Annotated in this window: 32 protein-coding genes; 20 read left to right on the forward strand and 12 right to left on the reverse strand. The window is 65.9% G+C overall.

Features of this window, described 5'->3' with window-relative positions:
* The first annotated feature begins 67 nt into the window (after positions 1-67).
* The 7 genes from EO136_RS07455 (at position 68) to EO136_RS07485 (ending at position 4,839) form a co-directional block, all read left to right on the forward strand.
* Positions 68-769, forward strand: coding sequence for a hypothetical protein (locus tag EO136_RS07455; RefSeq protein ID WP_127143837.1), 702 nt, complete (start codon positions 68-70; stop codon positions 767-769).
* The gene (locus tag EO136_RS07460; protein WP_246018288.1) at positions 756-1,514 is read left to right on the forward strand and encodes a DUF599 domain-containing protein; all 759 of its coding nucleotides are present in this window, start codon (positions 756-758) and stop codon (positions 1,512-1,514) included. Before EO136_RS07455 ends, EO136_RS07460 begins: the two co-directional genes overlap by 14 nt.
* Complete coding sequence (locus tag EO136_RS18705; protein WP_206513286.1) at positions 1,511-1,993, forward strand: lysozyme inhibitor LprI family protein; 483 nt, start codon at positions 1,511-1,513, stop codon at positions 1,991-1,993. The genes EO136_RS07460 and EO136_RS18705 overlap by 4 nt, the downstream gene beginning before the upstream one ends.
* Before the next feature lie 88 nt (positions 1,994-2,081).
* Positions 2,082-2,405, forward strand: coding sequence for a hypothetical protein (locus tag EO136_RS07470; protein WP_127143838.1), 324 nt, complete (start codon positions 2,082-2,084; stop codon positions 2,403-2,405).
* Positions 2,406-2,590: 185 nt separating this feature from the next.
* Positions 2,591-2,884: a (2Fe-2S)-binding protein gene (locus EO136_RS07475; RefSeq protein ID WP_246018289.1), complete on the forward strand. Its 294-nt coding sequence runs from the start codon at positions 2,591-2,593 to the stop codon at positions 2,882-2,884.
* On the forward strand, positions 2,850-3,335 hold the full coding sequence (gene bfr / locus EO136_RS07480; RefSeq protein WP_127143839.1) for a bacterioferritin: 486 nt from the start codon (positions 2,850-2,852) through the stop codon (positions 3,333-3,335). The genes EO136_RS07475 and bfr overlap by 35 nt, the downstream gene beginning before the upstream one ends.
* Before the next feature lie 325 nt (positions 3,336-3,660).
* Positions 3,661-4,839: a pyridoxal phosphate-dependent aminotransferase gene (locus EO136_RS07485; RefSeq protein ID WP_127143840.1), complete on the forward strand. Its 1,179-nt coding sequence runs from the start codon at positions 3,661-3,663 to the stop codon at positions 4,837-4,839.
* Positions 4,840-4,842: 3 nt separating this feature from the next.
* Here EO136_RS07485 and EO136_RS07490 read toward each other — a convergent pair whose 3' ends face one another.
* The 3 genes from EO136_RS07490 to EO136_RS07500 all read right to left on the reverse strand — a co-directional run bounded on the left by EO136_RS07490 (position 4,843) and on the right by EO136_RS07500 (position 7,415).
* A complete protein-coding gene (locus tag EO136_RS07490) occupies positions 4,843-5,745 on the reverse strand; it encodes an alpha/beta hydrolase (protein ID WP_206513287.1) in 903 nt (300 codons plus the stop codon).
* Between the two features lie 50 nt (positions 5,746-5,795).
* On the reverse strand, positions 5,796-6,689 hold the full coding sequence (locus tag EO136_RS07495) for an alpha/beta hydrolase (protein ID WP_246018290.1): 894 nt from the start codon (positions 6,687-6,689) through the stop codon (positions 5,796-5,798).
* Positions 6,690-6,794: 105 nt separating this feature from the next.
* Positions 6,795-7,415 carry a flavin reductase family protein gene (locus tag EO136_RS07500; RefSeq protein ID WP_246018291.1) on the reverse strand — a complete coding sequence of 207 codons (621 nt, stop codon included), beginning with the start codon at positions 7,413-7,415 and terminating at the stop codon, positions 6,795-6,797.
* A gap of 210 nt (positions 7,416-7,625) precedes the next feature.
* Here EO136_RS07500 and EO136_RS07505 point away from each other — a divergent pair, with 210 nt between their 5' ends.
* The 3 genes from EO136_RS07505 to EO136_RS07515 all read left to right on the forward strand — a co-directional run bounded on the left by EO136_RS07505 (position 7,626) and on the right by EO136_RS07515 (position 11,040).
* Positions 7,626-8,561 carry a ring-cleaving dioxygenase gene (locus EO136_RS07505; RefSeq protein ID WP_127143842.1) on the forward strand — a complete coding sequence of 312 codons (936 nt, stop codon included), beginning with the start codon at positions 7,626-7,628 and terminating at the stop codon, positions 8,559-8,561.
* A 3-nt stretch (positions 8,562-8,564) separates the two neighbouring features.
* Positions 8,565-9,170, forward strand: coding sequence for an alpha/beta hydrolase (locus tag EO136_RS07510; protein WP_127143843.1), 606 nt, complete (start codon positions 8,565-8,567; stop codon positions 9,168-9,170).
* Between the two features lie 109 nt (positions 9,171-9,279).
* Positions 9,280-11,040, forward strand: a complete 1,761-nt coding sequence (locus tag EO136_RS07515) for a sensor domain-containing diguanylate cyclase (RefSeq protein ID WP_127143844.1) — start codon at positions 9,280-9,282, stop codon at positions 11,038-11,040.
* Positions 11,041-11,105: 65 nt separating this feature from the next.
* Here the strand turns inward: EO136_RS07515 and EO136_RS07520 are convergent, their stop codons facing one another.
* The gene (locus EO136_RS07520; protein ID WP_127143845.1) at positions 11,106-11,405 is read right to left on the reverse strand and encodes a GNAT family N-acetyltransferase; all 300 of its coding nucleotides are present in this window, start codon (positions 11,403-11,405) and stop codon (positions 11,106-11,108) included.
* A 128-nt stretch (positions 11,406-11,533) separates the two neighbouring features.
* Here EO136_RS07520 and EO136_RS07525 point away from each other — a divergent pair, with 128 nt between their 5' ends.
* Positions 11,534-11,908: a RidA family protein gene (locus EO136_RS07525; RefSeq protein WP_127143865.1), complete on the forward strand. Its 375-nt coding sequence runs from the start codon at positions 11,534-11,536 to the stop codon at positions 11,906-11,908.
* On the opposite strand, the gene EO136_RS07530 is transcribed toward EO136_RS07525, so the two are convergent.
* Positions 11,905-12,831 (reverse strand): VOC family protein, encoded by a 927-nt coding sequence (locus tag EO136_RS07530; protein ID WP_127143846.1) that lies wholly within the window; start codon positions 12,829-12,831, stop codon positions 11,905-11,907. The genes EO136_RS07525 and EO136_RS07530 overlap by 4 nt on opposite strands.
* Positions 12,832-12,943: 112 nt before the next feature.
* Complete coding sequence (locus EO136_RS07535; protein ID WP_127143847.1) at positions 12,944-13,693, reverse strand: GntR family transcriptional regulator; 750 nt, start codon at positions 13,691-13,693, stop codon at positions 12,944-12,946.
* Between the two features lie 289 nt (positions 13,694-13,982).
* Between EO136_RS07535 and EO136_RS07540 the strand changes: the two genes are divergently transcribed.
* Positions 13,983-14,555 carry a thermonuclease family protein gene (locus tag EO136_RS07540; protein WP_127143848.1) on the forward strand — a complete coding sequence of 191 codons (573 nt, stop codon included), beginning with the start codon at positions 13,983-13,985 and terminating at the stop codon, positions 14,553-14,555.
* 15 nt (positions 14,556-14,570) lie between these two features.
* Here the strand turns inward: EO136_RS07540 and EO136_RS07545 are convergent, their stop codons facing one another.
* Both EO136_RS07545 and EO136_RS07550 read right to left on the reverse strand, forming a co-directional pair.
* Entirely contained in the window at positions 14,571-14,783 is a 213-nt protein-coding gene (locus tag EO136_RS07545) for a SlyX family protein (RefSeq protein ID WP_127143849.1), read from the reverse strand.
* A gap of 2 nt (positions 14,784-14,785) precedes the next feature.
* Positions 14,786-15,181, reverse strand: a complete 396-nt coding sequence (locus tag EO136_RS07550; protein ID WP_127143850.1) for a GNAT family N-acetyltransferase — start codon at positions 15,179-15,181, stop codon at positions 14,786-14,788.
* A gap of 145 nt (positions 15,182-15,326) precedes the next feature.
* On the opposite strand from EO136_RS07550, the gene EO136_RS07555 reads away from it, so the two are divergent.
* The 4 genes from EO136_RS07555 to EO136_RS07570 all read left to right on the forward strand — a co-directional run bounded on the left by EO136_RS07555 (position 15,327) and on the right by EO136_RS07570 (position 18,568).
* Positions 15,327-16,283 carry a carbohydrate kinase family protein gene (locus tag EO136_RS07555; protein ID WP_127143851.1) on the forward strand — a complete coding sequence of 319 codons (957 nt, stop codon included), beginning with the start codon at positions 15,327-15,329 and terminating at the stop codon, positions 16,281-16,283.
* Positions 16,284-16,420: 137 nt separating this feature from the next.
* Entirely contained in the window at positions 16,421-17,146 is a 726-nt protein-coding gene (locus EO136_RS07560; RefSeq protein WP_164730484.1) for a cytochrome c biogenesis CcdA family protein, read from the forward strand.
* Positions 17,147-17,169: 23 nt separating this feature from the next.
* Positions 17,170-17,595 carry a thioredoxin family protein gene (locus EO136_RS07565; protein ID WP_206513288.1) on the forward strand — a complete coding sequence of 142 codons (426 nt, stop codon included), beginning with the start codon at positions 17,170-17,172 and terminating at the stop codon, positions 17,593-17,595.
* A gap of 106 nt (positions 17,596-17,701) precedes the next feature.
* Entirely contained in the window at positions 17,702-18,568 is an 867-nt protein-coding gene (locus tag EO136_RS07570; RefSeq protein ID WP_127143853.1) for a c-type cytochrome, read from the forward strand.
* Positions 18,569-18,582: 14 nt separating this feature from the next.
* On the opposite strand, the gene EO136_RS07575 is transcribed toward EO136_RS07570, so the two are convergent.
* The 3 genes from EO136_RS07575 to nadA form a co-directional block, all read right to left on the reverse strand.
* Positions 18,583-20,184 carry an L-aspartate oxidase gene (locus EO136_RS07575; RefSeq protein WP_127143854.1) on the reverse strand — a complete coding sequence of 534 codons (1,602 nt, stop codon included), beginning with the start codon at positions 20,182-20,184 and terminating at the stop codon, positions 18,583-18,585.
* A gap of 99 nt (positions 20,185-20,283) precedes the next feature.
* Positions 20,284-20,922 (reverse strand): class I SAM-dependent methyltransferase, encoded by a 639-nt coding sequence (locus tag EO136_RS07580; RefSeq protein WP_127143855.1) that lies wholly within the window; start codon positions 20,920-20,922, stop codon positions 20,284-20,286.
* Positions 20,923-21,004: 82 nt separating this feature from the next.
* Positions 21,005-22,072, reverse strand: coding sequence for a quinolinate synthase NadA (gene nadA / locus EO136_RS07585; protein WP_127143856.1), 1,068 nt, complete (start codon positions 22,070-22,072; stop codon positions 21,005-21,007).
* A gap of 171 nt (positions 22,073-22,243) precedes the next feature.
* On the opposite strand from nadA, the gene eda reads away from it, so the two are divergent.
* The 4 genes from eda to modB all read left to right on the forward strand — a co-directional run bounded on the left by eda (position 22,244) and on the right by modB (position 24,743).
* Positions 22,244-22,879, forward strand: a complete 636-nt coding sequence (eda, locus tag EO136_RS07590) for a bifunctional 4-hydroxy-2-oxoglutarate aldolase/2-dehydro-3-deoxy-phosphogluconate aldolase (RefSeq protein WP_206513289.1) — start codon at positions 22,244-22,246, stop codon at positions 22,877-22,879.
* A 1-nt stretch (position 22,880) separates the two neighbouring features.
* A complete protein-coding gene (locus tag EO136_RS07595) occupies positions 22,881-23,255 on the forward strand; it encodes a winged helix-turn-helix domain-containing protein (protein ID WP_127143857.1) in 375 nt (124 codons plus the stop codon).
* A gap of 67 nt (positions 23,256-23,322) precedes the next feature.
* A complete protein-coding gene (gene modA, locus EO136_RS07600; RefSeq protein ID WP_127143858.1) occupies positions 23,323-24,060 on the forward strand; it encodes a molybdate ABC transporter substrate-binding protein in 738 nt (245 codons plus the stop codon).
* The gene (gene modB / locus EO136_RS07605; protein ID WP_127143868.1) at positions 24,060-24,743 is read left to right on the forward strand and encodes a molybdate ABC transporter permease subunit; all 684 of its coding nucleotides are present in this window, start codon (positions 24,060-24,062) and stop codon (positions 24,741-24,743) included. The genes modA and modB overlap by 1 nt, the downstream gene beginning before the upstream one ends.
* 107 nt (positions 24,744-24,850) lie before the next feature.
* Here modB and EO136_RS07610 read toward each other — a convergent pair.
* A partial coding sequence (locus EO136_RS07610) for an IS630 family transposase (RefSeq protein ID WP_127143128.1) occupies positions 24,851-25,386 on the reverse strand: 536 nt, incomplete at its 5' end.

A 25,386-nucleotide genomic window follows, 5' to 3' on the forward strand; every position in this document is an offset into this window, starting at 1 on the left:
CAGGCCCGATCTGGCATAATCGGCGGCAATCGGACATGTGTCCGGGACGAGCCGGAGGGCACACATCATGAGGCTGGCAAGGCTGGTGCTTGCCGACATCGCTACGCAGTGGCGCCAGGGCGTGCATGCCGTCGGAGCCATTGTGCTCGGGATTTATCTCATGGTGCTGGTGATGGCGGGCGCGCAGGTGCCCGACTGGGCCTTCGCGCTGCTTGCCTATAGCGAGCTGGCGGTGCTGGGGCCGTTTCTCGCCGGCTGGGTGATCCTGCTCGAGCGGGGGGACGGGCCGGTGCCCGTGCTGCCCGATCCGGGGGTGCCGATCCGGCTCTATCTCGGGGCAAAGCTCATCAGCCTGATGCTGGTCATCCTCTTGTCGGTGACGATCATCGGAGCGGTGCGGCCCCAGCCGACCGACTGGCCGCTGCTGATGGGCGCCACGCTTCTGGGAGCAATCGCGTTCCTTGCGCTGGGCACCGCGCTGGCGGTGCGGTTGTCCTCGCTGGGTGAATACGGGCTGGCGGCGACGGCGCTGATGGTGCCCCTGGGCCTGCCGGCGGGCTTTGCGTTTATCGACCCCATGCCGGCCTGGCTCTCCGTTCTGCCCCCGGTCAGCCAGTTGCGGCCCCTGCTTCTGGCCTCGGGCCATGGCGAAGGGGGCGGGGGCGTCGTCATCGGCATGGCGGTGGTCGGGGCGCTGGTGGCGGCCTTCGGCTGGGTGGTCGCCGAGCGGGCGCTGGCGGGCGAGCGCGCGGCGGGTGCCGCCGGGTGAGCGGACGATTTCCATCCGTGCCGTGGCGCGCTATGGTGAGCGGACGATCCCGCTCTACCGGACCGATACCCCCGCCATGAACCTTTTTGCGCTCTTTGCTTCCGTCCTGCCGCTGGCTGCGCTTTATCTCTATGGCGCAATGTCGAAATGGCTCGACAAGCGTCGGCCCTCACTTTCAGCGCTGATGAATGAGCAGCGGTTCAACTGGGTGACCCAGGCGAGCCGGCGGGAGAACCCGTTCGACGCGATCCTGGCGGGCAACATCATGGGGGCGGTGTCGTTCTTTGCCTCGACCACGGCGCTGCTGATCCTGGCGCTCTTTACCGTGATCGGGCAATTGCCGCTGGTCGCGCCGGCACTGGCGACCGTTGCGTTCGGGTCACCCTATTCCCAGAGCGATCTGCAGGTTCACAACATCGCCATGCTGGTGCTGTTCATTTCGGCGTTCCTGAGCTTCACGCTCTCGCTGCGTCAGTTCAACCATTTCTGCATCCTGATCGGGGCGTCGGATCATACCGTCCAGACCCCACCCGAAGAGATCAGGACCATCGCGAGGATCAACGGCATGGCGGCAAAGAGCTTCAATTCCGGGATCAGGGCGTATTATTTCGCCGTGCCCATGGTCGCCTGGTTCGTGTCCAGCTGGGCATCGGTGGCCGCCACGGTCCTGACCATCGCGGTGCTCGTGCACCGGGAATATTTCTCCGAGGCACGCTGGCTGGTCAGCCGCGTGACGCCCCATTGACCCGCGCCGGCCTGGGGCTGGTGGCCCTTCTCGCGCTGGCGTCGGCCTCCCCGCTCGCTGCGCAGGACGGGCATATCGAGGCGTTCGATGCCGGGTTGCTCGAGGCCTGCGCGGACGAGGCGGGCGATGCCGACGCGCTTTCCGCCTGCGTCGGGGTAGCGGCCGATGCCTGCCAGGAGGCGCCGGGCGGGGCGACGACGATGGGGATCGCCGCGTGCCTGATGGCCGAGAGCGCGGTGTGGGACGACCGGCTCAACACTGCCTATGGCGCTTTGCGGGACGGGCTGGCGGATGCGCCGGCCGACAGCCTGCGGGACGCCCAGCGCGCCTGGATCGCGTTCCGCGATGCCGATTGTGCCTTCCAGTATGCCCTTTGGGGTGAGGGCACCATGCGCCAGATCGCGGGCGCGTCGTGCGTGCTCGATCACACCGCGCGCCGGGCGATCGCGCTCGAGGTGGAACGCGATCACGGCAATTAGCGCCTGGTTCGCGGTGCAGGGGGCTTGAGCGGCCCGGGCCCGCATGCGACAAGCGGGCAACCCGAACCTCCCGGAGAGCCCGAAAGCCATGCACAAGGACGCCGACCACCCCTGGTTCCGCCCGCTCTGGGTGCGTGCTATCGTCGTGGCGATCTGCGTGGGCATCGCGCTTTGGGACCTCTCGGCCGGAAATTACGGCTGGGCCATGGTCTTTGGCGGCATGGCCGGATACGCGGTCTATATCTTCTTTATCAAATGGGACGGGGACGAGACCGCCCAGGCCGAACCGGACGGGGCGGCATCCGAGGACGGGATCGAGGACGATGAGCCTGCCGACCACGGTGAGGGCGATGAAATCGATCCGGATGACGGGTTCGAGGACGATCACGACGCCGGGGACAGGCGCGGCTGATCGTCCTGACCCCGGCTCTGTTTTCGGAGCTTTTGGATGGGCCCGAGACGCAAAATCGTGATCGGAAGAGTGGCCCGACTCGCTAAGGTGACATTGACAATCAGGTTTGGCTGCGTATGTATGGCGCGAGTTCGACCCTGACGTCTTTCGAGCAGCGTAGTGCCATGCTGGTTTGCCAGTGCAACATGATCACAACCCGCGAGATCGAGAACGTGGTTCTCGATGTTCTCGAGGAGGACCCCTGGCAGCTCGTGGTGCCCGCGCGCATCTATCGCGAGCTCGGCAAGCGGGGACAATGCTGCGGTTGCGTGCCGAACCTTGTGGACATTATCCAAAAGGTCACCGAGAATTACCACCTCAAGCTCGCCGGGAACGGAGCCAGTCTGATCGACGTTCGGCTTCGAGTTCAGGCGCTGCGCAAGTCCACGCGCATTGGAGGTGAAGGTGAAAGGCGAAGAAAAGATCATCGAGCGGCTTAACGAAGCCCTCTTTCTCGAACTTGGGGCCGTCAACCAGTACTGGGTCCATTTCCGGTTGCTCGAAGACTGGGGTTACCGGCGGCTCGCGGCCAAGGAGCGTGCAGAGTCGATCGAGGAAATGCACCACGCCGACAAGCTGATCGAGAGAATCATCTTCCTTGAAGGCCATCCCAATCTGCAGCGTGTCGCGCCCTTGCGGATCGGCCAGACCGTGCGCGAGGTGCTCGAAGCGGACCTTGCCGGCGAGCACGATGCCCGGGCCAGCTACAAGACATCACGCGAGATCTGCAACGAATTGGGCGACTACGTCACGATGAAGCTCTTTGAAGAGCTTTTGATGGACGAGGAAGGCCATATCGACTTTCTCGAGACCGAGCTGGAGCTGCTCTCCAAGCTCGGCGAGGAAAAATACGGGCTGCTCAACGCATCCCCGGCCAACGAGGCCGAATGATCCCGTCCTGCGGGTCTCGCCCTTGCGCGAGGCCCGCGGCACACACCGCTGCCTCATCCTTGCCCCACCAAGCCGGCCTGCCATGCGCGCAGGTTCATCCGCGACCCGTTTGGGCACAGCGGTGGGGAGTACGGCGACGCGTCTGGAGCGTCTGGCCGCAGGGACAAGAGGGCGGGCCAGGGCGTACAGAGCGTTTCCAGGACAAGTGGAGACACTTGCCCGGTTCGGAAACGCGACAAATCAAAGTCTTAGAGCTCCTGTTCTGAATCAATCAGAGCAGGAGCTCTAGCTTCCAGCCAGTAGAGAGTTTTCAGGACGTCGAGCCATGACCTCATTTGCACCGCGCGAACGCGCTGCGATCAGTGCCCTTTCCGCTTCGGCGATCCGGGAGATCGCCAATGGAGGGATGGGGCGCACCGATATCGATGCGTTCTGGTTCGGGGAAAGCGATATCCCCACGCCCCGGTTCATCGTCGATGCGGCGACGCGCTCGCTCGAGGCGTGCGAGACGTTCTATTCGCAGAATCTGGGCATTCCGGCGCTGCGCGAGGCGATCGCGGCCTATGGCAACGGACTGCGCGGGGGAACAATCGAACCTGCGCGTATCGGGGTGACCGGGTCGGGGGTCTCTGCGCTGATGCTGGCGGCACAGCTCGTTCTGAGCCCGGGCGACAGGGCGGTGGTCGTCACCCCGATCTGGCCCAACATCGCGGAAATCCCAAAGATCCTGGGCGCCGAAGTGATCCGGTTCCCGCTCGTGGTTCGGGAGGGGAGCTGGAGCCTCGATGTCGATCGGCTGATCGAGACGCTGGACGAGAGCGTCACCCTGCTGGTGTTCAACGCGCCCAACAATCCCACAGGGTTCACGCTCGATGCACAAAGCCAGAAGGCGCTGCTCACCCATTGCCGGAGGCTCGGGATATGGGTGCTGTCGGACGAGGTCTATGAGCGACTGGTCTATACCGGCGCGCGGGTGGCGCCTGGAATGTCCGACCACGCCGAGCCCGAGGACCGGCTGATTCTCGTCAATTCTTTCTCCAAAGCATGGCTGATGACCGGCTGGCGGGTGGGCTGGCTGACGTTGCCCGCCGCGCTGGCGCCAGCGCTGGAAAAGATCATCGAGTATAACACGTCCTGCGTGCCCGTCTTTGTCCAGAAGGCAGCGCTGGCGGCGCTGACCGACCCGGAGGGCGAAGCGGCGGTGACCGGAATCGTCGAGGCGTTCGGCCGCTCCCGGGCGCTTTTGATGGAGGGGTTCGCGCGGCTGGGGCGGATCGAGGCGCCGGACGCCGATGGGGCGATGTACAGTTTTTTCCGCGTTGCGGGCCATGACGACGATATGGCGCTGGCCAAGACGCTGCTCGGTACGGCGGGGCTGGGTCTGGCCCCGGGCCGGGCGTTCGGGCCCGAGGGCAAGGGCTGGCTGCGCTGGTGCTTTGCCGCCCGGCCCGAAAAGATCGCGCGCGGCCTCGATCGGCTCGAAGGATTTCTCGCGCGCGAGTGAGGTTCAGAGCTGCGCGAACAGCCGGGCGTTGAAAAAATCGACCATGCGCTCAAGAGTCGGGTTCTGCCAGCGCAGGGGCCGCGAGATGGCGACGAGCGGACCGGCATGGTCCACTGAATCGTAGATTTCCAGCTCCGCATGCACCCCGGCCTCGGTGAGAAGCTCGGCGAGCCTGATGCTGTTACGAGGCATCACGGTTTTGTCGCCCCCACCATGGATGAGCAGGAATGGCGGCGCGTTTTCGCTGACGTGAGAGATCGGTTGGGTCTCGAGCGGTTCGGGCGCGTGCCCGAAGGCGTCGCGCGAGGCGTCGACGTCGAAGGGATAAAAATCGTAGGGACCCGATAGTCCCGCCACTCCGATGAGCCTGACCCCTGCGTCCGGTTCAGGCGCGAACTGGTCGGCCAGCGCGATCATTGCGACGTTATAGGCCCCGGCGGAATGGCCCGCCAGCAGCACTCGACCGGGGTCGCCGCCGTGATCGGCAACGTTGCGGCCCACCCATTCGAGCGCGAGGCGGGTGTCGTCCAGAAAGGCGGGGTAGCGATAGTCGGGCACGAGCCCGTAATCGGCGATCACGGTGAGAAAGCCGCGCGCGGCGAGCGCGTGTCCGACGAAGGCGTATTCGGCCTTGCTGCCGTCCGACCATCCCCCGCCATAGGCAAAGAACACCACGGGCAGGGGTGCCTGGCCTGTGGCCGCGGGGCGATAGATGTCGAGCGTCTGGCGCTGCGCCTCGCCATAGGCGATGTCGCGGACGACCTCTGTATTGCCATCCTTAGGCACAACGGCATTGAACATGCCCACTGCGCTGCACCCGCCCATGACGAGAGTGAGGGCGGCCACGCCGGCGGCGCGCAGGGGGCGAAAGAGGCGGGCCATGCGGCCGGACGTGTGATCGGTCATGACGACGGATACGCGCCAGACCCGCTTATGGTTTCATCGCTCCGGCCCGATCAGGCGTCGAGTGCGCCCAGGCTGGCAAAAAAGGCGACCATATCGTCGAGCACGGGCGCGCGCCAGCGCAGCATGGCGCCCAGCGAGGTCACGATTTCCATGTGGCCGATGCCCTCGTAGTAGCGCTCGTCGACCGGCACGTTGTACTCGCGCAGCCTGGCGGCGAGGGTGCGGGTGTTGTGGGCCTTCACGATAAGGTCCGACAGGCCCGAGGCCAGAAACATCGGCGGGGCGTTCTCGTTGACTACCCGAATGGGCTGGGTGCCTTCGGGGTTGGGCGCGTACCCGAAGGCTTCGCGCACCTCGTTGAAGTCGAAGGGGTAGAAATCATAGGGCCCGGCGAGGCCAGCCACGCCGCGCACCGGGATCGTCGCCCCGGCATCGCGCAGGAAAGCGGGGTCCAGCCCGAGCATCACCGCATTGTAGGCTCCGGCCGAATGGCCGGCGAGGAAGAGCTTGTTGGCGTCCCCGCCATAGCCCGAGATGTTGTCCTCGATCCATTTTGTGGCCACTGCGCAATCGTAGAGAAAGGCGGGGAAGGTGACTTCCGGCACGAGCCGATAGTCGGCGATGACGGTCACAAAGCCCCTTGCGGCAAAGGCGCGGCCGACGAATTCGTACTCGAAGCGCTCGCCCCGGTTCCAGCCTCCGCCGTAAACGAACTGCAGGACGGGGGCGTTGCCCTTGGGATTTTCGGGCCCATAGACGTCGAGCATGCCGCGCGGGCCGCCCGCATAGGGAATGGCGTGGCCCAGCCTGACTGCACCGCCATCCATGGCCGTGCCGATATTGAGCGGATCCATCAGAGAAACCGCATGGGCGGGGATGGGGAGCATGGCGGCAGCGAGCGAGGAGCCGAGCGCGCCGAGCACATGGCGACGGGTCAGGGGCATGGGCGTTTGCTGTTTTCGGAGGTAATCGACAAACCTGGCTTATGGGAGCCCAATCGGTCGCTTCTGGGGCAGAAATGCGGCGCAATTGAGCGGAACGGGTCCGGTTCAGGTCTCGATCGTGGGGCGGATCATCTCGAAAACCGACGTCGCGGTGACGTAATCGCCCCGGTATCCGCACCGTGCGATGGTTCCGGCGCGCACGATGTCAAAGAGCCCGTCGACCAGAACGCTCTCGTCGATGTGAACATGGACCACCTGGCCAAGCGCCATGATCGCCCCGGTGGGCTGGCCGCCCATGTCGCGGATAGGGCGCGTTTCGATCACCCGGCATTCCAGATGGGCGGGCGAGCCGGCGACCCGGGGCGGCGCGACGCTCGCGGAGGGCAGCTTTTCGAGCCCTGCCCTCTCGAACTCGTCGACGCCTTGCGGGAACGTGCCCGAGGAGAGATTCATCGCCTCGGCCTGGGCGCGGGTGGCGAGGTTATAGACGAAAGCGCCGGTCGCCTCGATGTTGGCAATGGTGTGCTTGTGGCCCTCGCTCGAGATCATGAGGATCGGCGGGTTGCCGCTGACCATGGCAAAGAAACTATAGGGCGCGAGGTTGGTGCGGCCCTCGCCATCGAGGGTGGAGATCCAGCCGATGGGGCGGGGCGCGACGATAGCCTTCAAGGGATCATGGGGCAGGCGGTGGCCGTCTGCAGGCTCGTAGGAATGAAAGCGTGCCAAGTGCGGGCTCTCCTTTTGGTGGGGCGCCGGCGCTCTGCCGGGGAGTGTTGACGCCGACCATACCGGGGGGCGGGCGCCTGCGCGAGCCCGAGGGCGTGGACCCATCGTTCTTGATTGTCGAACGATAAGGGTAGCAAAGTGCGGATGGTCGGGCGGGGTGCGCTCCCTATATCACGGGCAAGACAGGTTCATCCATCCAGGAGATTTGCCATGCTCGATTCGATCAGGGGGCTCCATCACGTTACCGCCATGGCGCGGGACCCCAATCTCAACAACCGGTTCTTTTCCAAGGCGCTCGGATTGCGCCGGGTCAAGATCACGGTCAATTTCGACGAGCCCTCGGTCTACCACCTTTATTATGGTGACGCGCAGGGCACGCCGGGGTCGGTGATGACCCATTTTCCCTTCCCCCATATCGTGAAGGGCCGTCCGGGAACCGGTGAAGTCGGGGAAACCGCGTTCTCGGTGCCCGAGGGCAGCCTTGGGTACTGGGCCGGTCGCCTGCCCGATCATGGCGCGGACGCGGTGATGGCCGAAGAGCGTTTCGGGGAAAAGCGGCTGCGGTTCGCGGGGCCCGAGGGCGACCGGCTGGCGCTGGTGGAAACATCGGGTGATACGCGTGCGCCCTGGCTGGGCGCGGGCGTGCCCGAGGACGCGGCGATCCGGGGCTTTCACTCCGTGACCCTGCGCCTGCGCGACGGCGCTGCGACCGAGGACGTGCTCAAGTTCATGGGTTACACCCATCGCCAGAGCGCCAACGGGATCACCCGGTACGGGGTCGCGAACGGCAACGGTGCCGATGTCGTCGATATTCAGGTGTTGCCCAACATGCCGAGGGCGGAACAGGGCGCGGGATCGGTTCATCACGTGGCCTTTTCGGTGGCCAATCGGGCCGAGCAGGCCAAGGTGCGCGACGCGCTGGCCGAGGCGGGGCATCATGTGACACCGTCCATCGACAGGGACTATTTCTATGCGATCTACTTCCGCACCCCGGGCGGGGTGCTGTTCGAGGTCGCGACCGACGAGCCGGGCTTTGCCCGCGACGAGGACGAAGCGGAACTGGGCACCGCGCTAAAGTTGCCCACCCAGCACGAGCATCTTCGCGACCGGCTCGTTGACTATCTGCCCGAGATCAAGGAGGACTGACCCATGACCAAGCCGCTTTACGCCTTCCGCGAGCACAAGGCCAAAGCCGAGGATGCCACCACGCTCGTGGTGCTGCACGGCACCGGGGGCGACGAGAACCAGTTCTTCGATCTGGGCCGTCAGCTGTTGCCCCAGGCGCGGATCGTCTCGCCGCGCGGCGACGTCTCCGAGAACGGGGCGCTGCGCTTTTTCCGCCGGGCCGCGGAAGGGGTCTACGATATGGAAGACCTCGCCAAGCGCACCGAAACCATGGCCGCCTTCGTCAAGGGACTGGGAGCGACCGGCAAGGTGATCGGGCTGGGCTATTCGAACGGTGCCAACATCCTGGCTTCGGTGCTGCTGGCCCATCCGGGTCTGTTTAATGCGGCTGTGCTGATGCATCCGCTGATTCCTTGGGATCCAGAGGATGTGCCCGGGCTTGCGGGCACCGATATCCTTGTCACCGCCGGGCGCAACGACCCGCTGACCACCGAGGCCAGTACACAAAATCTTATCGACTATTTCGCCCGTCAGGGCGCGGCGGTCGAGAGCGTCTGGCACGAGGGCGGGCACGAAGCGCGGCAGGAAGAACTGGCGGGCGCACGGGAATTCCTGGGGCGAATCGGCTGAGAAACCAGCCCCGCACAGGGGTTAACGCGGTTTAAACCACTGCTTTCCTAATCTGGGTCAGGCGACGACCGTGGTGGTGTCGCCGCTTGACCAATTCAGCGATCCAGCCATGGCTCCGTCACCCGAGCGTCCTCCGCTCCTGGCCACGCTGCGCACCCGCGTCCTGCTCATGGTCGTGGGCGTTTTCGCCGTTCTGCTGGTCCCCGCCTATTTTATCTTCGAGCGGATCTCGAGCGAGACGACTCTGACGCTGGGCAGCGCCCTGGCGTCCAAGCAGGCACAGTACGATCGCTACAGGGGCATGGCTGCGCTCGATAAGGAACTGACCCTGGCGGGCACGCTGGCGCGCGACCCGGCGATCATGGACTGGGCCGACAACGAGTTCGATCCCGATGTCCAAGCGCGGGGCCTGGCCGCCTTCGAGCACTACCGGGCCGCCTTTACCGACCGGAGCGCTTTCATCGTGCTCGACGCTTCGGGCAATTACTATTTCAACGACGCCCAGCAAAGCTACTCGGACGATCCCTATCGCTACACGGTGCGCTCGGACAATCCGCGCGACGGCTGGTATTTCACGACGCGGGCACGCGGCGAGGGCTGCTACCTCAATGTCGATCATGACGACGTGCTGCGGCTGACCAATGTCTGGATCAACTGCGTCATCAACCGCGAGGGGCGGGTGCTGGGAATCGTGGGCACGGGCATCAACCTGTCCGCCTTCATTCGCGAGGTCGTCGATATTGACCAACCGGGAATCGAATCGATGTTCGTGGACGCCACGGGCGCCGTCCAGGCGCATCCCGATGCCTCACTGGTCGATTTCCATTCGCTGACCAAAGACATAGCGGATCAGCAGACGATCTTTGCCATGCTCGACACCGAGGCAGACAGGACCGCGCTGACGCGGCTCATGGAGGGTGCGCGTGAGGGTGGGGAGGGCAGTGTCCCCACTGCGATGGTGTCTCTGGCGGGCAGTCCCATGCTTGTGGGCGTGGGCTATCTGGGGGGCATAGACTGGTACAACGTCACGCTCATGGACCCGGACGTCATCGTTGGCCAATCCCTGTTCCAGCCGGTGGGCGGGCTGGCGCTCATCGTGCTGCTGGCGGCGGCGCTGGGCATGACGGTGCTGTTTAAAACCGCGGTGCTCGACCGGCTCGAGACGATCGAGGCTGGGATCGACGGATTGCGGCAAGGCAAGCGTGGCCAGATCAGGCTCGACCGCGGCAATGACGAAATCGGGCGGCTCTCACGCACTCTGGTGGCCATGGTCTCGGCGGTCACCGCGTCCCAGCGCGATCTCGAACGGCAGGTGAAGGAACGCACCGAAGATCTCGAGGATCTGGTCAACCGCGATTCGCTGACGGGCATCTTCAACCGGCGCGGTGTCGCGCAGGGCTTTGCCGATTTCTCGGACTGGGCGCGTCAGCGCAAGACCACCATCGGGCTGATCCTGATCGACGTGGACGGGTTCAAGGCCATCAACGATTCCCTGGGCCATGCGACCGGGGACGCGGTGCTCATCGCGCTGGCCGAGAGGCTCTCGCAGGCGATAAGGCGCTCGGATTTGTGCGGGCGTTGGGGCGGGGACGAATTCGTGGTGGTGATCCGCGGGTGCGATGCGGCTGTGCTGAACCGGATCGCGGGGGAACTGCTCGAGATGACGCGGACCGTGCCCGTGCCCCAGGATGGCGCGGCGTCGCCGGGGCTGACCGCGAGTATCGGCGCGTGCGTGGTTTCCCCCGGGGAGTCTCTGCAGCGGGCCACCGACCTTGCCGACCAGGCGCTTTATCGCGCCAAGCATGAAGGCCGGGACAGGGCGGTGATCGTCGCGACAGAAGACGATGATACGGCGCGCGTTTCCGCTTGAGCTGCGCCCTCGAGCAGTTTCCATCTCAGATCGGGATGTGGGACAGGCATTTTCCTGGAAACGCTTTAGCTGGTCAGCACGTCGGCCCAGTCGGGGTGGCGGCGGAACTGCATGACCACATATGGGCAGACCGGGACGATCGATTTGTCTGCCTCGCGCGCTTTTTCCACCACATGGGTCACAAGACGCAGGGCGATGCCCTTGCCTTCGAAGGCGCGCGGTACGCCAGTGTGATCGACGATCCATGCGCCGTCGGCTTCCCGGATGCCATAGGTGAGCTCGGCCTCGTGCCCTTCGCCCAGATCGGCGATGAACCGGCCGCGTCCGTCGGCGGCCTCGTGGGTGACGACAAGTTCGCTGGTCATGGACGGTTTCCTTTCATACGGTGGTGAGTCTGGCGGGCCCGATGCGTCGACCGCGTTGCTGCCAGCATCGGATGAACAATCGCGTTCCGACAAGAGGAGTTCCGTTCATGAGCCTGCCCGTCCATTACATGATCGAGCGCGGCCCGCGCCCGGTCGCACCGTTCTCCCATGCGGTGGAGGCCGAAGGCTGGGTGTTTATCACCGGCCAGATGCCCACCGATCCCGATGCGCCCGACGCGCCGCTTCCCGATGGCATCGTGGCGCAGACGCGCCGGGTCATGGACAATCTGATAATCGTGCTCGAAGGGGTGGGGCTGGGGCTTGAGAACATCACAATGGCGCGGATCTATCTGCGCGAGTTCGACCGCGACTATGCCGAGATGAATGCCACCTATCAGTCCTATTTCGCCTCCATGCGCCTGCCGGCGCGCACCACGATCGGGGTGACGGGGCTGGCCGTCGGGGCGCTGGTGGAAATCGACCTGATCGCCAAGCGGCCTTAGCCTCTCCCCGGTTCGCCTGCGGCGCTTATCCTGATCGCGTTGGCCCAGGGGTCCTGAGTGTACAGCACCCCGTCGGCAAGCTCGACCGGGGTGCCGGCGGTTTCGAGCCGCGTGTGCAGTGCGTCGCGTGACGCGGCATCGGGCATGACGATCTCGAACCAGCGCAGGCCCGCGGAGCCCGGGGGTGGCGGTGGCGCGTCGGGGCCGGACCAGACGTTGAAGGCGAGGATGTGGGGCGCATAAGAGAGCGTCACGTCTCCCATGCCGTATCGGCGGCTGAGAAGCTGTCCGGCAAAGCCGAGCGTGTCGCGGTAAAACACCATGGCGCGCTCGAGATCGCCTACATGGACGTGGACATGTCCGATCCGTGTGCCGGGAGCCATGGGCGCGAGCGGGGTGGGGTCGCCGTCCAGTTCGGCGAGAAGCCCGGGCACGTCGATGGGCTCGCGGCCAGAGTGGTGTTTGCCCTCCGGGGTTTCGGCCCGCAGGTCGTCGTCTTCAACGAACCGGCCGCGCCAGGGAGTCTCGAAGGTGATTTCGATGCCATTGCCGTCGGTGTCCCACAGATAGAGCGCTTCGGAAACCAGGTGGTCGGTGGGCGAAACCCGCACGCGGGCGGCGATGGCGCGGTTGAGTGCCCGGGCGAAATCACGGCGGGTCGGGACGTGCAGCGCAACGTGATAGAGCCCGGTGGTGCCCCGGGGCACCGGTCCGCGCGCGCCGGGATGCAGGACGATGAGCGGGGTCTGGTCCACCCCCAGCACCAGACGGTCGGGGGCACTCGCGATGACGGTGAGGCCCACGACATCGCGCCAGATCGAGAGCGCGCGCCCGGGGTCGGTGACCGCGATGTGGACGGGCCCGAGCCGGGTAGTGTCGGGAACGAGGGCCCGGGTGGCGATGGGGGCAAGGTCGGTGGCCATTGGAATACTCCGTTGGGATGGGTGTCCCTTCGACGGCCAATCTAGGCCCTCGCCCGCGCGCGATTAAGCCCGGGCGGCGGAACGCTCTGTCCGCAAACAGGCAACAGGGCGATCAGTCGGGCGGGGAGACGCCCGGGCTGTCGATCGCCAGTTCGCCGTCGCTGAAGAGCGTGGGGTTGGTGCGCGCGAACTCAAAGACCGAATTGACCATGCCGGTGAGGTGGGTGCGCATGGCCGCGACGGCGGCGTCGCCATCGCCGCGCTCGAGCGCATCGCGGATGGCCCTGTGTTCCTCGACGACCAGGGTCAGCATGCGTACCCGGTCCGAAAGGTGCCGGGCCCGGTCGAGATTGTTGCGCGCAGTGTCGACCACGGCCTTCATGCGTCGGAATCCGGTGGCGGCAACGAGGATCTCGTGGAAGTGCAGGTCCGCGGCGTGGAAGGCCTCGGCATCGCCCTCATGCTCTGCGGCGCTCTGGCGCGCAAGGCTTTCGTCGAGCGCAGCGATCAGCCCCTCGGGGCGCCCGGCGGCCAGGAGCCGAACGGTTTCGCATTCCAGCCCGGTGCGGATGACGATGTATTCGCGCACCGCGGTGAGCGAGACAAGGGAGACCACCGAGCCGCGTTGGGGAAGGACATCCACCAGCCCTTCGGACTGCAGGCGCGCCACCGCTTCGGCAACGGGAGAACGCGACACCCCGAGCCGGGCACAGATCTCGGCCTTGTCAAGCATGGCGCCGGGCCGGAGCTGAAGCGAGACGATGGCCTGCCGAAGCCGATCGGCCACATGGCTCGCCAGCGATCCGCGCTGGAGATGTTCGGGCCTTTCGAGAAAGGCGTAGGCGCCGGGCCGGTCGGTCATTGCGGGTCAGTCTTGCCTGATCGCTCTGGAACGTCTGCTGTTCTGATTGAATCAGAACAGGAGCCCCAAGTCATTGTTTTGTCGCGTTGCCCAGCGGGAAAGTGTTCCCGCTTTTCCTGGAAACGCTCTGGGTGCCTGCCGCTGAAGGCTGGCCTTCTGCGCTTATAACACGGAGCGAGGCCCTGACCAGAGCGGGGGCGAGGCCACCTCGGGGTCTCCCCTCATCGTGTTCTTACCAATTGGTAAGCAGCGCCGGGTTAGGCGAGGGGGAGGACAAAGGATCCGCCCCATGAGCAGACTCGCCAGCGCCGGCCGCGCCATCTTCAGCATCGTGATCGCGGGCGGGCGCAGAACCGGCCGAAGGGCACGGCGACCGCGCCCGCGGCTGGCCGAGATCGTGCTCGGCTTCGTGCTGGTGGCGCTTATCGGGTATGGCGCGATCGGTCAGGGGGCGCTGGACCGAACCGGGCTGGGCCTAGCCCCCTCGCGGGCTCCGGCGCTGAGCGAGACCGTACATATCCGGTTCGGCCCGTGCACATCCCGGGGGGGAAGCTGCGTGATCGACGGAGACACGATCCGGATCGACGGGGTATCGGTACGGATCGCCGATATCGATACGCCTGAGGTGCGGGACTATCAGTGCGAAAGCGAAAAGGCGCTGGGCGATGCGGCGACCGAGCGGATGATATCGCTGGTCAGTTCCGGACCGTTCGAGATGGTGCGCGAGGGCAGCCGGGACACCGACAGGTACGGGCGCAAGCTCAGGGTGCTCGAACGCGACGGGCAGTCGCTGGGCATGATACTGGTCGATGAGGGGCTGGCGCGCCCCTGGGGCGGACGCCGCGAGGGCTGGTGCGGCTGATCGGGGCGGCTGCACTCAGTAATGGGGCGGGGGCGGTTCGACGCCGGTCTCGCGGATCACCGCCTCGAGCCGGGCGACGCGGTCGGTGAGCTGCTCGATCCGGCGCTCGAGGGTTTCGATGCGGCTCCACTGGTCGGTGACCGCGCCGCTCATGTCCTCGATCGCGTTTTCGGCCTGGGCGTTGCGAATCTCGAGTTCGACGATGCGGTCCTCGTTTCCTTCGGCCATGGTCAGGACCTGATCTTGAGCACGCCCGCTTCGGTGCTCTCAAAGCCGCAGCTGAGGTAGAAGGGCTTGAGATGGGGCTCGAAATCCACGTGGATCCACTTGGCGCCGCGGTTGCGGGCGATGTCGATGATGGTCTGCACGAGCTTCTGGCCGACCCCTTCGTCGCGGTGGTCGGGATGGACGCACACGTCCACGAGGAAGGCGTGAAAGCCCCCGTCCCAGGCCATGTTGGCAAAGCCCACCAGCCGCGTGCCGTCGATAAAGGCCCCCACATGCACGAGGCTGCGGGTCAGCACCGCATTGAAATCAGCGATGCCGTCTATCTCCCAGGTGTCGCGCCACAAATCGTTAATGTCGTGCTGGCCCGGGTAGGGATCGATCCTGATCTCCACGTTCATCTGTTGATATCCATCGTCTGACAAAGCCCCCACGCACAGAGCTATCTGAAAATCCGGCAGCACGCAAAGCCGCACATGGCCCTTGCGGGCCAAACGCGCTAAAAGCGCCTCACGCGTTCGCAATCGGCCAATCGAGGGGGAAGCCATGTTCGTCGTCGCCGGGGAAAGCCTCATCGATCTCGTTGCCGCGCCCCAGGCCGGGCCCAGGGGGCTGGAGATGACCGCCCATGCGGGCGGGTCGCCCTACAATTGCGCTCTGGCGCTGGGCAAGCTGGGCAACCGGACCGGATTTCTGTGCCCGATCTCGAAGGACAGCTTCGGGGAGATGCTGGCCGCGCCTCTCGACGCGGCCGGGGTGGACCAGCTCATTGCCGGGCGCTCGGCGTGCAACACCACCCTGGCGGTGGTGACGCGCAACGACAAGGGGCTGCCCAGCTACGCCTTTTACCGGCAGGGCACGGCCGAGCGTGATATCTCGGTCGACCGCCTGCGCGCGGCGCTGCCCGACACCATCTCGGCGTTCCAGATCGGGGGCTTCCTGCCCATCGAGCCCGAGGATGCCGAAATCTGGCTCGAGATCGTCGGGGATGTGGCGGCGCGCGGGTGCCTGATCTCGATCGACCCCAATGTGCGCCCGCGGCTGATCTCGGATTTCCCCGCTTACAAGGCGCGGCTCGAGCGGTTCCTCGACCTCGCGCATGTGATCAAAGTCTCGGACGAGGATCTCGAGCTGCTCGAGCCGGGCAGGACGCTCGATGCGCATGCGAGCGGGCTGCTGGCCCGGCCCAATGCCGAACTGGTGGTGGTGACCATGGGCGAAAAGGGCGCGCGGGCATTCACCACGCGCGGGGAGGCCTCCGCCCCGGTCCATTCCCCCGACGTGATGGGCGATACCGTGGGGGCCGGGGACAGTCTGATGGCGGGGGTGCTGACGGCGCTGGCCGACCGGGACGCGTTGCGTCCGGGCGTGCCCGGCACCCTGGACGGGCTGGCGCTGACCGAGATTTTGCGCTTTGGGACGGTGACCGCAGGGCTTAACTGCGCCCATGTGGGGTGCAATCCCCCCGGCCGGGCCGAGGTGGACGCGATCATCTCTGGTTGAAGCGCCCCCTGGCTCACCGCAAAGTGAAAGCGGATTGAGCCTCCAAATCCTGCGGCGGGGCGTATGTGTGCACATCAGCACAGTTTCACGCCCGAGCCGATTTCGCCTGAGCCCGTGCGGGGCAGGGGGAATTGGATTTGGTCGATTTCGGATTTGCGTATCTGGCGGGCCTGCTCACGCTGCTCAACCCCTGCGTACTGCTGCTGCTGCCCATCATTCTTGCCGGTTCGGCCACACGCAACCTGCTCGGGCCCCTGGCGCTCGCCGGCGGGCTTTCGGCAGGGTTCACCCTCGCGGGGATCGCCGGATACGGACTTGCCCAGTCGCTGGGACTTTTCCCCGAGGACATCGCGCGGATCGCCGCGATCGTGATGATCGGGTTCGGCGTGGTGCTGCTGGTGCCGCAGGCCAATGCGGCCTTCGCGCGCATGAGCGGGAGCCTTGCGGGCGGGGGTGACCGGGCCCTCTCGGCGATCGAAAAGGCCTCGCCCGACAGCCTCTGGCGCCAGGGGCTGGCGGGGCTGCTTTTGGGGGTGGTGTGGTCGCCCTGCATCGGGCCCACGCTCGGCGGCGCCATCGCGCTGGCCAGCCAGGGCGAGAATCTCATCTATGCCTTTTCGATCATGGCGGTGTTTTCGCTGGGGGCGGGCACCATCGTTCTGGCGCTCGCTTATGGCGGGCGCGAGCTGATCGCGCGCCGGCGCGAACGGCTGATGGCGGTGGCGCGCATCGCCAAGCCGCTCATGGGGTTCGCCCTCGTGGTGGTGGGGCTCGCGATCTGGTTCGGGCTGGACCGGATGGTGGAGTTCTGGGCGCTCACGCTCCTGCCCGAGGGCCTGTTCGATCTATCGGTTTCCATCTGACATCTCGAAGGGAGATTTCGACCATGCGTCTGTCGCGAAGACTGTTCCTGACCCTTGGTGTGACCGCAGGCGCCGGCCTTGCCGCGGGTGCGGGCCTGATGCGTGCGGCGAGCGCGCAGGTGGTCCATTATGAGTACACGCCCGAAATCCTCGCGGAGTTCGCGGCGTCCGGATCGCCCTATATCGTCAATTTCTGGGCGTCCTGGTGCACGACCTGCGCGCTCCAACAGCGGGTGATAGGCGAGTTGCAGGCCGAGAGCCAAGCCTATCTCAACGTGCCGGTCATAAGGGTCGACTGGGACCGCGAACGCCAGGGCGAGCTCGTCGCCCGGCTCGCGATCCCGCGGCGGTCCACGCTCGTGCTGATGGATGGAGAGGAGGAAATCTCGCGTCTGGTGGCCGAAACCCGGCGCGAGGCGATCGAGGCCATGTTCACCATGGCGATCTGATCGCCGCCACCTCAACCGGCGGAAGGCCCTCACAAGGGAGCGATTGCGATTGCCAGCGCGGGCCGGCTCTGGTTTCTTGCCGCAACGGCAAGAGGGGACGGGGCGCATGCGCAAGCTGGTGATCGCGGGAGTGTCGGTGCTGGCGATTGCCATCGCGGGGGCCGGAGCCCTCGTGCTTTTGAGCCCCTCGGCGCCCGAGCGGGACCTGACGCTCACTGCCGATGCCGGGCACGGGGACTATCTCATCCGGCTCGGCGGGTGCGTGGCGTGCCACACCGATGTCGCGAGGCAGGGCGCCTATCTCGCGGGCGGGGCCCCGATCGAATCGCCCTATGGGCGTTTTGTTGCGCCCAACATCACTTCCGATCCCCAATACGGAATCGGGGATTGGACGCTTGCGGAATTCTCACGGGCCATGACCCGGGGCGAGCGCCCAGAAGGCGGCCATTATTATCCGGCCTTGCCCTACGAGTTCTATGCCTCGCTTACCGACCAGGACGTTGTCGACCTTTACGCGGCGCTGACAAACGTGCCCCCCGTGGCCCAGGCGTCGGGCGAGAACGATCTGGGCTTTCCGTTTTCGATGCGGTTCGGGCTGGGGGCATGGAAAGCGGCGTTCTTTTCCCCAGAGACCTTCGTCGCCGATCCCGGGCGGTCCGAAGCGTGGAACCGGGGCGCCTATATCGTCAACGGTCCGGCCCATTGCGGGGCCTGCCATTCTCCGCGCTCGGTGGTGGGCGCGGTTGACCCGAGCGGGCCGCTTTCGGGCGGGATCGGTCCCGACATCACCCCCCAGGCGCTCGCGCAGATGGGCTATGACCGGGAGTGGATGATCGAGGTCCTGATGGGCGGGGTGACGCCGGGGTTCGATGTTCCGGGCGGGGACATGGCACTGGTGATTTCCGAGAGCACCGTGCACTGGACCGAAACCGATCTCGATGCGGTGGCGGCCTATCTTCTCGACGAGGATTAAGCGTCTCGAAACGCTCACGCCGTTCCGGCGGCCTCGGCCCGGATGGCGAGCGCCTCGGGCAGGGTGAGCTCGGTATGGCGTTCCCAGGCGGGATCGGGCACCGGATGGTCGGTGCGGAAATGCCCACCCCGGCTTTCGGTGCGCAGGAGCGCCGATGCGGCCACGAGCGTGGCGGATGTGAGCATGTTGAGATAGGCCCGGGTGACCCCGCTTGCGGTGCGCTCGAGGGTGGCGATGATCCGCAGAGCCTCGCGCAGGCCCTCCCGGTCGCGCTCGAGACCCACATGGGCGGTCATGGCGGTGCGCATATCCCGGACGGCGGGCAGGTTGCGCAGGAGGGCTTCTGCGTCGGCGGCCTTGACCGGATCAAAGGCAATGCCTTCAAACGGGGGAAGCGGGGCACTCAGCGGTTCGAGCCCGGAGATATCCTCGGCAATGCGGGCGCCATAGACCACGGCTTCGAGCAGGGAGTTGGACGCCAGCCGGTTGGCGCCGTGCAGGCCCGTGCACGAGGCCTCACCACAGACCCAGAGGCCGGGAAGCGATGAACGCCCGTCGGTATCCACCTTGACCCCGCCCATGTGGTAATGGGCGGCGGGGGTAACGGGGATGGGGTCGCGCACCGGATCGATCCCCGCCCGCTCGCACGAGCGCGCCACGGTGGGATAGGCGGTGAGGATCCTTTCGCCCAGCGCCGCGCGGGTATCGAGAAAGACTCTGTGCCCGGCGCGGAGCTGGCGGAACCCGGCGCGTGCGACGATATCGCGGGGGGCCAGTTCGGCATCGGGGTGCACGTCGAGCATGAAGCGCTCCCCGGTCTCGTTGACCAGGAGCGCGCCTTCTCCCCGCAGCGCTTCGGTGGCGAGCGGGGCGGGGTCGGTGTCGCAGGCGATGGCGGTGGGGTGGAACTGGACGAATTCCGCGTCCGCGATCACTGCGCCGGCTCGGGCCGCCATGCCCATGGCGTGGCCGCGCACCGAGGGAGGATTGGTGGTGACCGCATAGAGCCCGCCCAGGCCCCCGGCGGCCAGCACGGTGGCGCGGGCCCGGATGAAGACCGGCTCGAGGAACCGGTCACCAAGCTTGCGGCAGATCACGCCCACGACACGACCGTCGGCACGGGCGAGATCGACCGCGGTGATGCCCTCGACCACCCGGATCGAGGGGGTCTCGCGAACTTTCGCGATCAGGGTCTGCATGATGGCGTGTCCGGCCCGGTCGCCCGAGACGCGCACCACGCGATTGGCCGAATGGGCCGCTTCGCGCGAGAGGATGAAATTGCCGAAATCGTCGCGGTCAAAGGGAATGCCCAGCGCCGCGAGATCGGCGATGCGGGCAGCGCCTTCGGCGGTGATCGAGGTGGCCGCGCCGTGATCGACGATGCCGGCGCCGGCCATTTCGGTGTCGCGCGCATGGGCCAGCGCGCTGTCGCCGGCCCCGACCGCGGCGGCGACCCCGCCCTGGGCCCAGGCCGAGGAAGCGCCGGCACCCAGCGGCATGGGCGAGAGGACGGTGACGGGACGGGGGCTGAGCTTGAGCGCGCAGAACAGGCCGGCCAGGCCGGCGCCGACGATGACGACGCCCTCGGCGTTGAACGTGTTGTCGAAAACGGTCATGGGCTCCCCGGGGCACTCTGGTGCGCCAGCCGGTTTAGGCCCGGGGCCCTCTGCTGACAAGGGGCAGGCGGGCTCGGCCTCTGCCTGCCCTGAGCGGGATCAGGCCTTTTTACGCGCGATGACGACGGCGCGTACGTCCTTGCCGCGGGTGCCGTGGCGTTCATTGGCGAGGATCTCGAAGCCGGCCGCCTTGATGCCGTCGAGAAGCTCGCGCTCGGGAAAGACCGCGACGGGCGGCGCCTTGCCGAGGAGACCCATCAGGGGGATGGCGAGGCGGATCATGGGGTTGAGCTCGGCGATGCAGGCGGTCTTGGAGATAAAGAGCGCCCCGGGGGCCATGCGTTCGCCGAGGCGGGCCAGCACCGCGCGCCAGTCGGGGATGAGGTGGATGACGTTGAAGGCGAGCACCGCGTCATGGGCGTCCGCACCGCCTGCGGCGTCGGCCGACCCGACGGCAAAGGTGATGTTGTGCACCCCGGCCGCCTCTGCCTTGCGATTGGCGATGTCGATCATGGCCGGAGAGGTGTCGGTGGCATGGATGGACCTGAGGTGAGGTGCGAGCCGGATTGCGGTCGAGCCTGTGCCGCATCCGAACTCGAAGGCCCGGGTTTCGGGCCCAAGCCATGTGCGGGTGACCTCGAGGGTGCGTTCGTAGCCCGCCTCGTCCTCGATGGGATCGTTGGCGTATTTGGCCGCGATCCGGTTCCAGAACCGGATCTGGCGTTCGCTGGTGTCCATGTGCGTGCCCCCCCGTCCTCAGGTCCAGAACGATTGCGCTGGAACGGGCCGGCTGGCAAGGGGTCGGGAAAGGCTCGCGCGATCAGGAGGGGCGGGCGGACATCTCGATCATGCGTTCGACCGCGGCGCGGGCCGGGGCGATGAGGTGCTCGGGTACGGTGACTTCCTCGTCACCGGTGTGCAGGCTCCAGAGCACGTTCTCGAGATTGATGCGCTTCATGTGCGGGCAGATGTTGCAGCCGCGCAGGAACGCCACACCCTCGGTCTCCGCCGCGACGTTGTCGCTCATCGAGCATTCGGTGACCATGACGACCCGGGCGGGTTTTTCGGACTTCACCCAATCGATCATCGCGGCGGTAGAGCCGGCGAAATCGACCACGTCGATGACTTCGGGCGGGCATTCGGGATGCGCAATGATCCGGGCGCCGGGGTAGGCGGCGCGCAATTCGGCGATGTCGCCGGCGGTGAAGGTCTCGTGGACCTCGCAGGCGCCGGCCCAGGTGACGATCTTCTTTTTGGTCTTTTTCGCCGTGTTCTGGGCGAGATACTGGTCGGGGATCATCATCACAGTGTCGCCCTCGACCGCTTCGACGATTTTGAGCGCATTGGACGAGGTGCAGCACACATCGGTCTCGGCTTTGACCGCGGCCGAGGAATTGACATAGGTGACAACAGGCACGCCGGGATACTGGGCACGCATGGCGCGCACGTCCTCGGCGGTGATCGAGGAGGCGAGCGAGCAACCCGCCCGGCTGTCGGGGATCAGGACGGTCTTGGAGGGGTTGAGCAGCTTGGAGGTCTCGGCCATGAAATGCACGCCGCACTGGACGATGACCGAAGCCTCGACCCTTGTGGCCTCGACCGCGAGCTGCAGGCTGTCGCCCACGATGTCGGCGACCCCGTAATAGATCTGGGGTGTCTGGTAGTTGTGGGCGAGGATGACCGCGTCCTTCTCGCGCTTGAGCCGGTTGATCTCGAAGATCAGGGGCGCGAGGAAAGGCCATTCGACTTCCGGGATGCGGTCCCGGATGCGGTCGAAGACCGGGCGCGTTTCGCGCTCGACCGCATCGGTGAATTTGAGGTCGAAGGCCTCTGCAAGACCGGCCCGCGCTTCGGCGAGCGGTGTTATGGCATTGATCTGCTGGATCATGTCCACTCCCCGCTTGTCGGCGCATTCGAGCGCCCGGGGCCGCCCCTGCGGCCGCGCGCATACTTAGGCAGTTTCGCCTCCCTTTTCAACAAAGCCCGTGCTAGAGGGGATCGTACTTTCGGGTGAGCGCAAAAAGGCGCCCGCCGAGAACTGCAGAGCTTGGAGAACATCATGGCCCAGGACGCAGCACGCCTGCATTCGACGCTTTCGCTGGCACCGGTGGTGCCGGTCATCATCCACGACGATGTCGATACCGCCCGGGCGCTCGCCGAGGCGCTGGTGGCCGGCGGGCTCAAGGTGCTCGAGGTCACCCTGCGCACGCCCAACGCGCTCAAGGTGATCGCCGAGATGGCCAAGGTCGAGGGCGCGATCGTGGGATCGGGCACGGTGCGCAAGCTCGACGACATGAAGGCGTCCCAGGATGCGGGCTGCCAGTTCATGGTTTCTCCGGGCGCGCCGGTCAAACTGCTCGAGGACGCCGAGGCGATCGATCCGCCGCTGCTTCCCGGGGTCACCTCGCCCACAGAGGCGATGGCGGCCTCGCTCATGGGCTACAGCTTCCTGAAGTTCTTCCCCGCCGAGGCGATGGGCGGGGCGCCGGTGCTCAAGTCCTTTGCGTCCCCGCTTCCGGACCTCAAATTCTGCCCCACGGGCGGGATCGATTTGTTCAAGGCCAAATCCTATCTGGCGCTCTCGAACGTGATCTGCGTGGGCGGATCCTGGGTGGTGCCGGGCGATGCGATCGCGGCGGGCGATTTCGACAAGATCGTCGCGCTGGCCGCCGAAGCAGCGGCGCTCAAGGGCTGAGATGGCCCGGCCCGTTCCGCCCTCGGGCCTCGGGCATCTGCGCATCGTCGTTGACGCGGACGCCTATATCGGGCCCGGGCGGGCCGATCTGCTCGAGCTGATCGCGCAGACAGGCTCGATCAGCGCGGCGGGCAAGGCCATGGGCATGAGCTACAAGCGCGCCTGGGGGCTGGTGCAGGCGCTCAACGGCGCATTTGACTCACCGCTGGTCGAGGCCGCGCGCGGCGGCAAGGACCAAGGCGGGGCGAGCCTGACCGAGACGGGCCATGACGTGCTGCGCCTTTATCGCGCGATCGAGGACAAGACCGCGGCGGCGATCGCCGAGGATGTCGCGGCGCTGCGCCGACTCAAGGGCGATCGGTCCCAAGGGAAATAACGGGTTGCCGTGCGATCGATATCCGTGTCAGGTTCGATATGTTCAGTAAGACATATCGAGGTTCTCAATGCGCCTTTCCCTTCTTGTTGTCGCCTTCGCCGGCAGTGTGGTGTCGCTGCCGGCCATTGCCCGGGATGCCCAGATTGCGGTGGCTGCGAATTTCACAGCGGCGGCACAGGAGCTGGGTTCAGCCTTCGCCGAGGAGACGGGGCTGGAGGTGAGTTTCAGCTTCGGGGCGACCGGACAGCTCTATGCGCAGATCATCCAGGGCGCGCCGTTCGATGCGTTCCTGTCCGCCGATGCGGCCACGCCGACCCGACTGGTCGCCGAAGGGCTCGGTGAGTCCGAGAGCCTGTTTTCCTATGCCGTGGGGCGGCTGGTCCTGTTCAGCGTGGATCCAGACCGCGTGACGGGACCAGAAGCTCTGGAGGGCGATTTCGCCAATCTTGCGATCGCCGAACCCGCGGCCGCGCCCTATGGGGCCGCGGCGGTCCAGACCATGGAGGCGCTGGGGCTCCTGGAGGATGTCTCGCCCCGGCTGGTGGTGGGCCAGAACATCTCGCAAACCTATCAGTTCATCGATACGGGCAATGCCGAGCTGGGGTTCGTCGCCCTGTCCCAGGTCATGGGCCGCGCGGACGGCTCGCGCTGGATCGTGGATGAGGATATGCACGATCCGATCGCTCAGGATGCGGTCCTTTTGTCTCCCGACAACGCTGCCGCACGGGCGTTCCTTGAGTTTCTCGGCAGTGAACAGGGCGTCACGATCATCGCGTCCTTTGGCTATTCGGTCGCCGATCGGTGATGGAGCTTTTCCTCGAGATATGGCCCGCGATCAGGCTGACACTGGCGCTGGCCGGCTGGACAACGGTGATCCTGCTGGTTCTTGGCACACCCCTGGCCTGGTGGCTGGCGCGTTCGCGGTCGCGCTGGACGGTGGTGGTCAATGCGGTGGTGGCGCTGCCACTGGTCCTGCCGCCCACGGTGCTCGGCTTTTACATGCTGATCCTTCTGGGTGCCAATGGCCCGGGCGGGGCGGTGGCAGGCTTGTTGGGGGGCCGAACGCTGGCCTTCAGCTTTCCCGGGCTGGTCATCGGTTCGGTGTTCTATTCGCTGCCCTTCGTCGTCCAGCCCCTGCGCAACGCGTTCATCGCCATCGGCAAGGAACCGCTCGAGGCGGCGCTGTCGCTGGGCTTCTCGTTTCGCAAGGCCTTCGTGCTCGTTATCCTGCCGCTTGCCCGGCCCGGCTATATGAGCGCAGCGGTGCTGGGGTTCGCGCATACGGTGGGCGAGTTCGGCGTGGTCCTGATGATCGGGGGTAATATCGAGGGCGAGACCAAGGTGCTCTCGATCGCGGTGTTCGACTATGTCGAGCAGTTGCGCTGGGCCGAGGCGCATGTGATCGCTCTCGGACTGGTCGTCTTTGCCTTTGTCGCGCTGGCGATCACCATGGGCATGGACCGGCGGTTGTCGCGGGTCCAGCCTTAGCGCTCCTGTTCTGATTAGATCAGAACAGGAGCTCCAAGCCTTTGATGTGTCGCGTTTCCGAGCCGGAAAAGTGTTTTCCACTTGTCCTGGAAACGCTCTAGACTCTGTCATTTTGTGACGGAAGCATACCCGGCATTTTGGATGTAGTTTGCACATTCGTGTGGGGAGATTGTCTGCACGAGGCGCCCGATGTGTCGCCAGGTTTCATCGACGGTTCGTTTCTGGGCCATACGCATCCAATGCTTTATCTTGGAGAAGGCCTGCTCGATGGGGTTGAGGTCGGGTGAGTAGGGCGGCAGGAACCAGAGCCGTGCTCCCGCACTTTTGATCATCTGCCGGATGATGGCGGCCTTGTGGGAGCCGAGATTGTCCATGACGACGATATCGCCGGGCCGGAGGGTGGGCAGGAGCACTTGTTCGACATAGGCCCGGAACGATGTCCCGTTGATCGGGCCGTCGAAAACGCAGGGCGCGATCAGCCCGTCGCAGCGCAAAGCGCCCAAAAAGGTCATGGTGCGCCAATGGCCGTTCGGGGCGAAGCCGCGCAGGCGTTGACCTCTTGGTCCCCATCCCCGGATCGGAGCCATGTTGGTCTTGATCCAGGTCTCGTCGATGAACACCAGCCGATTGGGGTCCAGATAGG

This window comes from Pelagibacterium montanilacus (assembly GCF_003992665.1).
GTDB classification, from domain to species: domain Bacteria; phylum Pseudomonadota; class Alphaproteobacteria; order Rhizobiales; family Devosiaceae; genus Pelagibacterium; species Pelagibacterium montanilacus.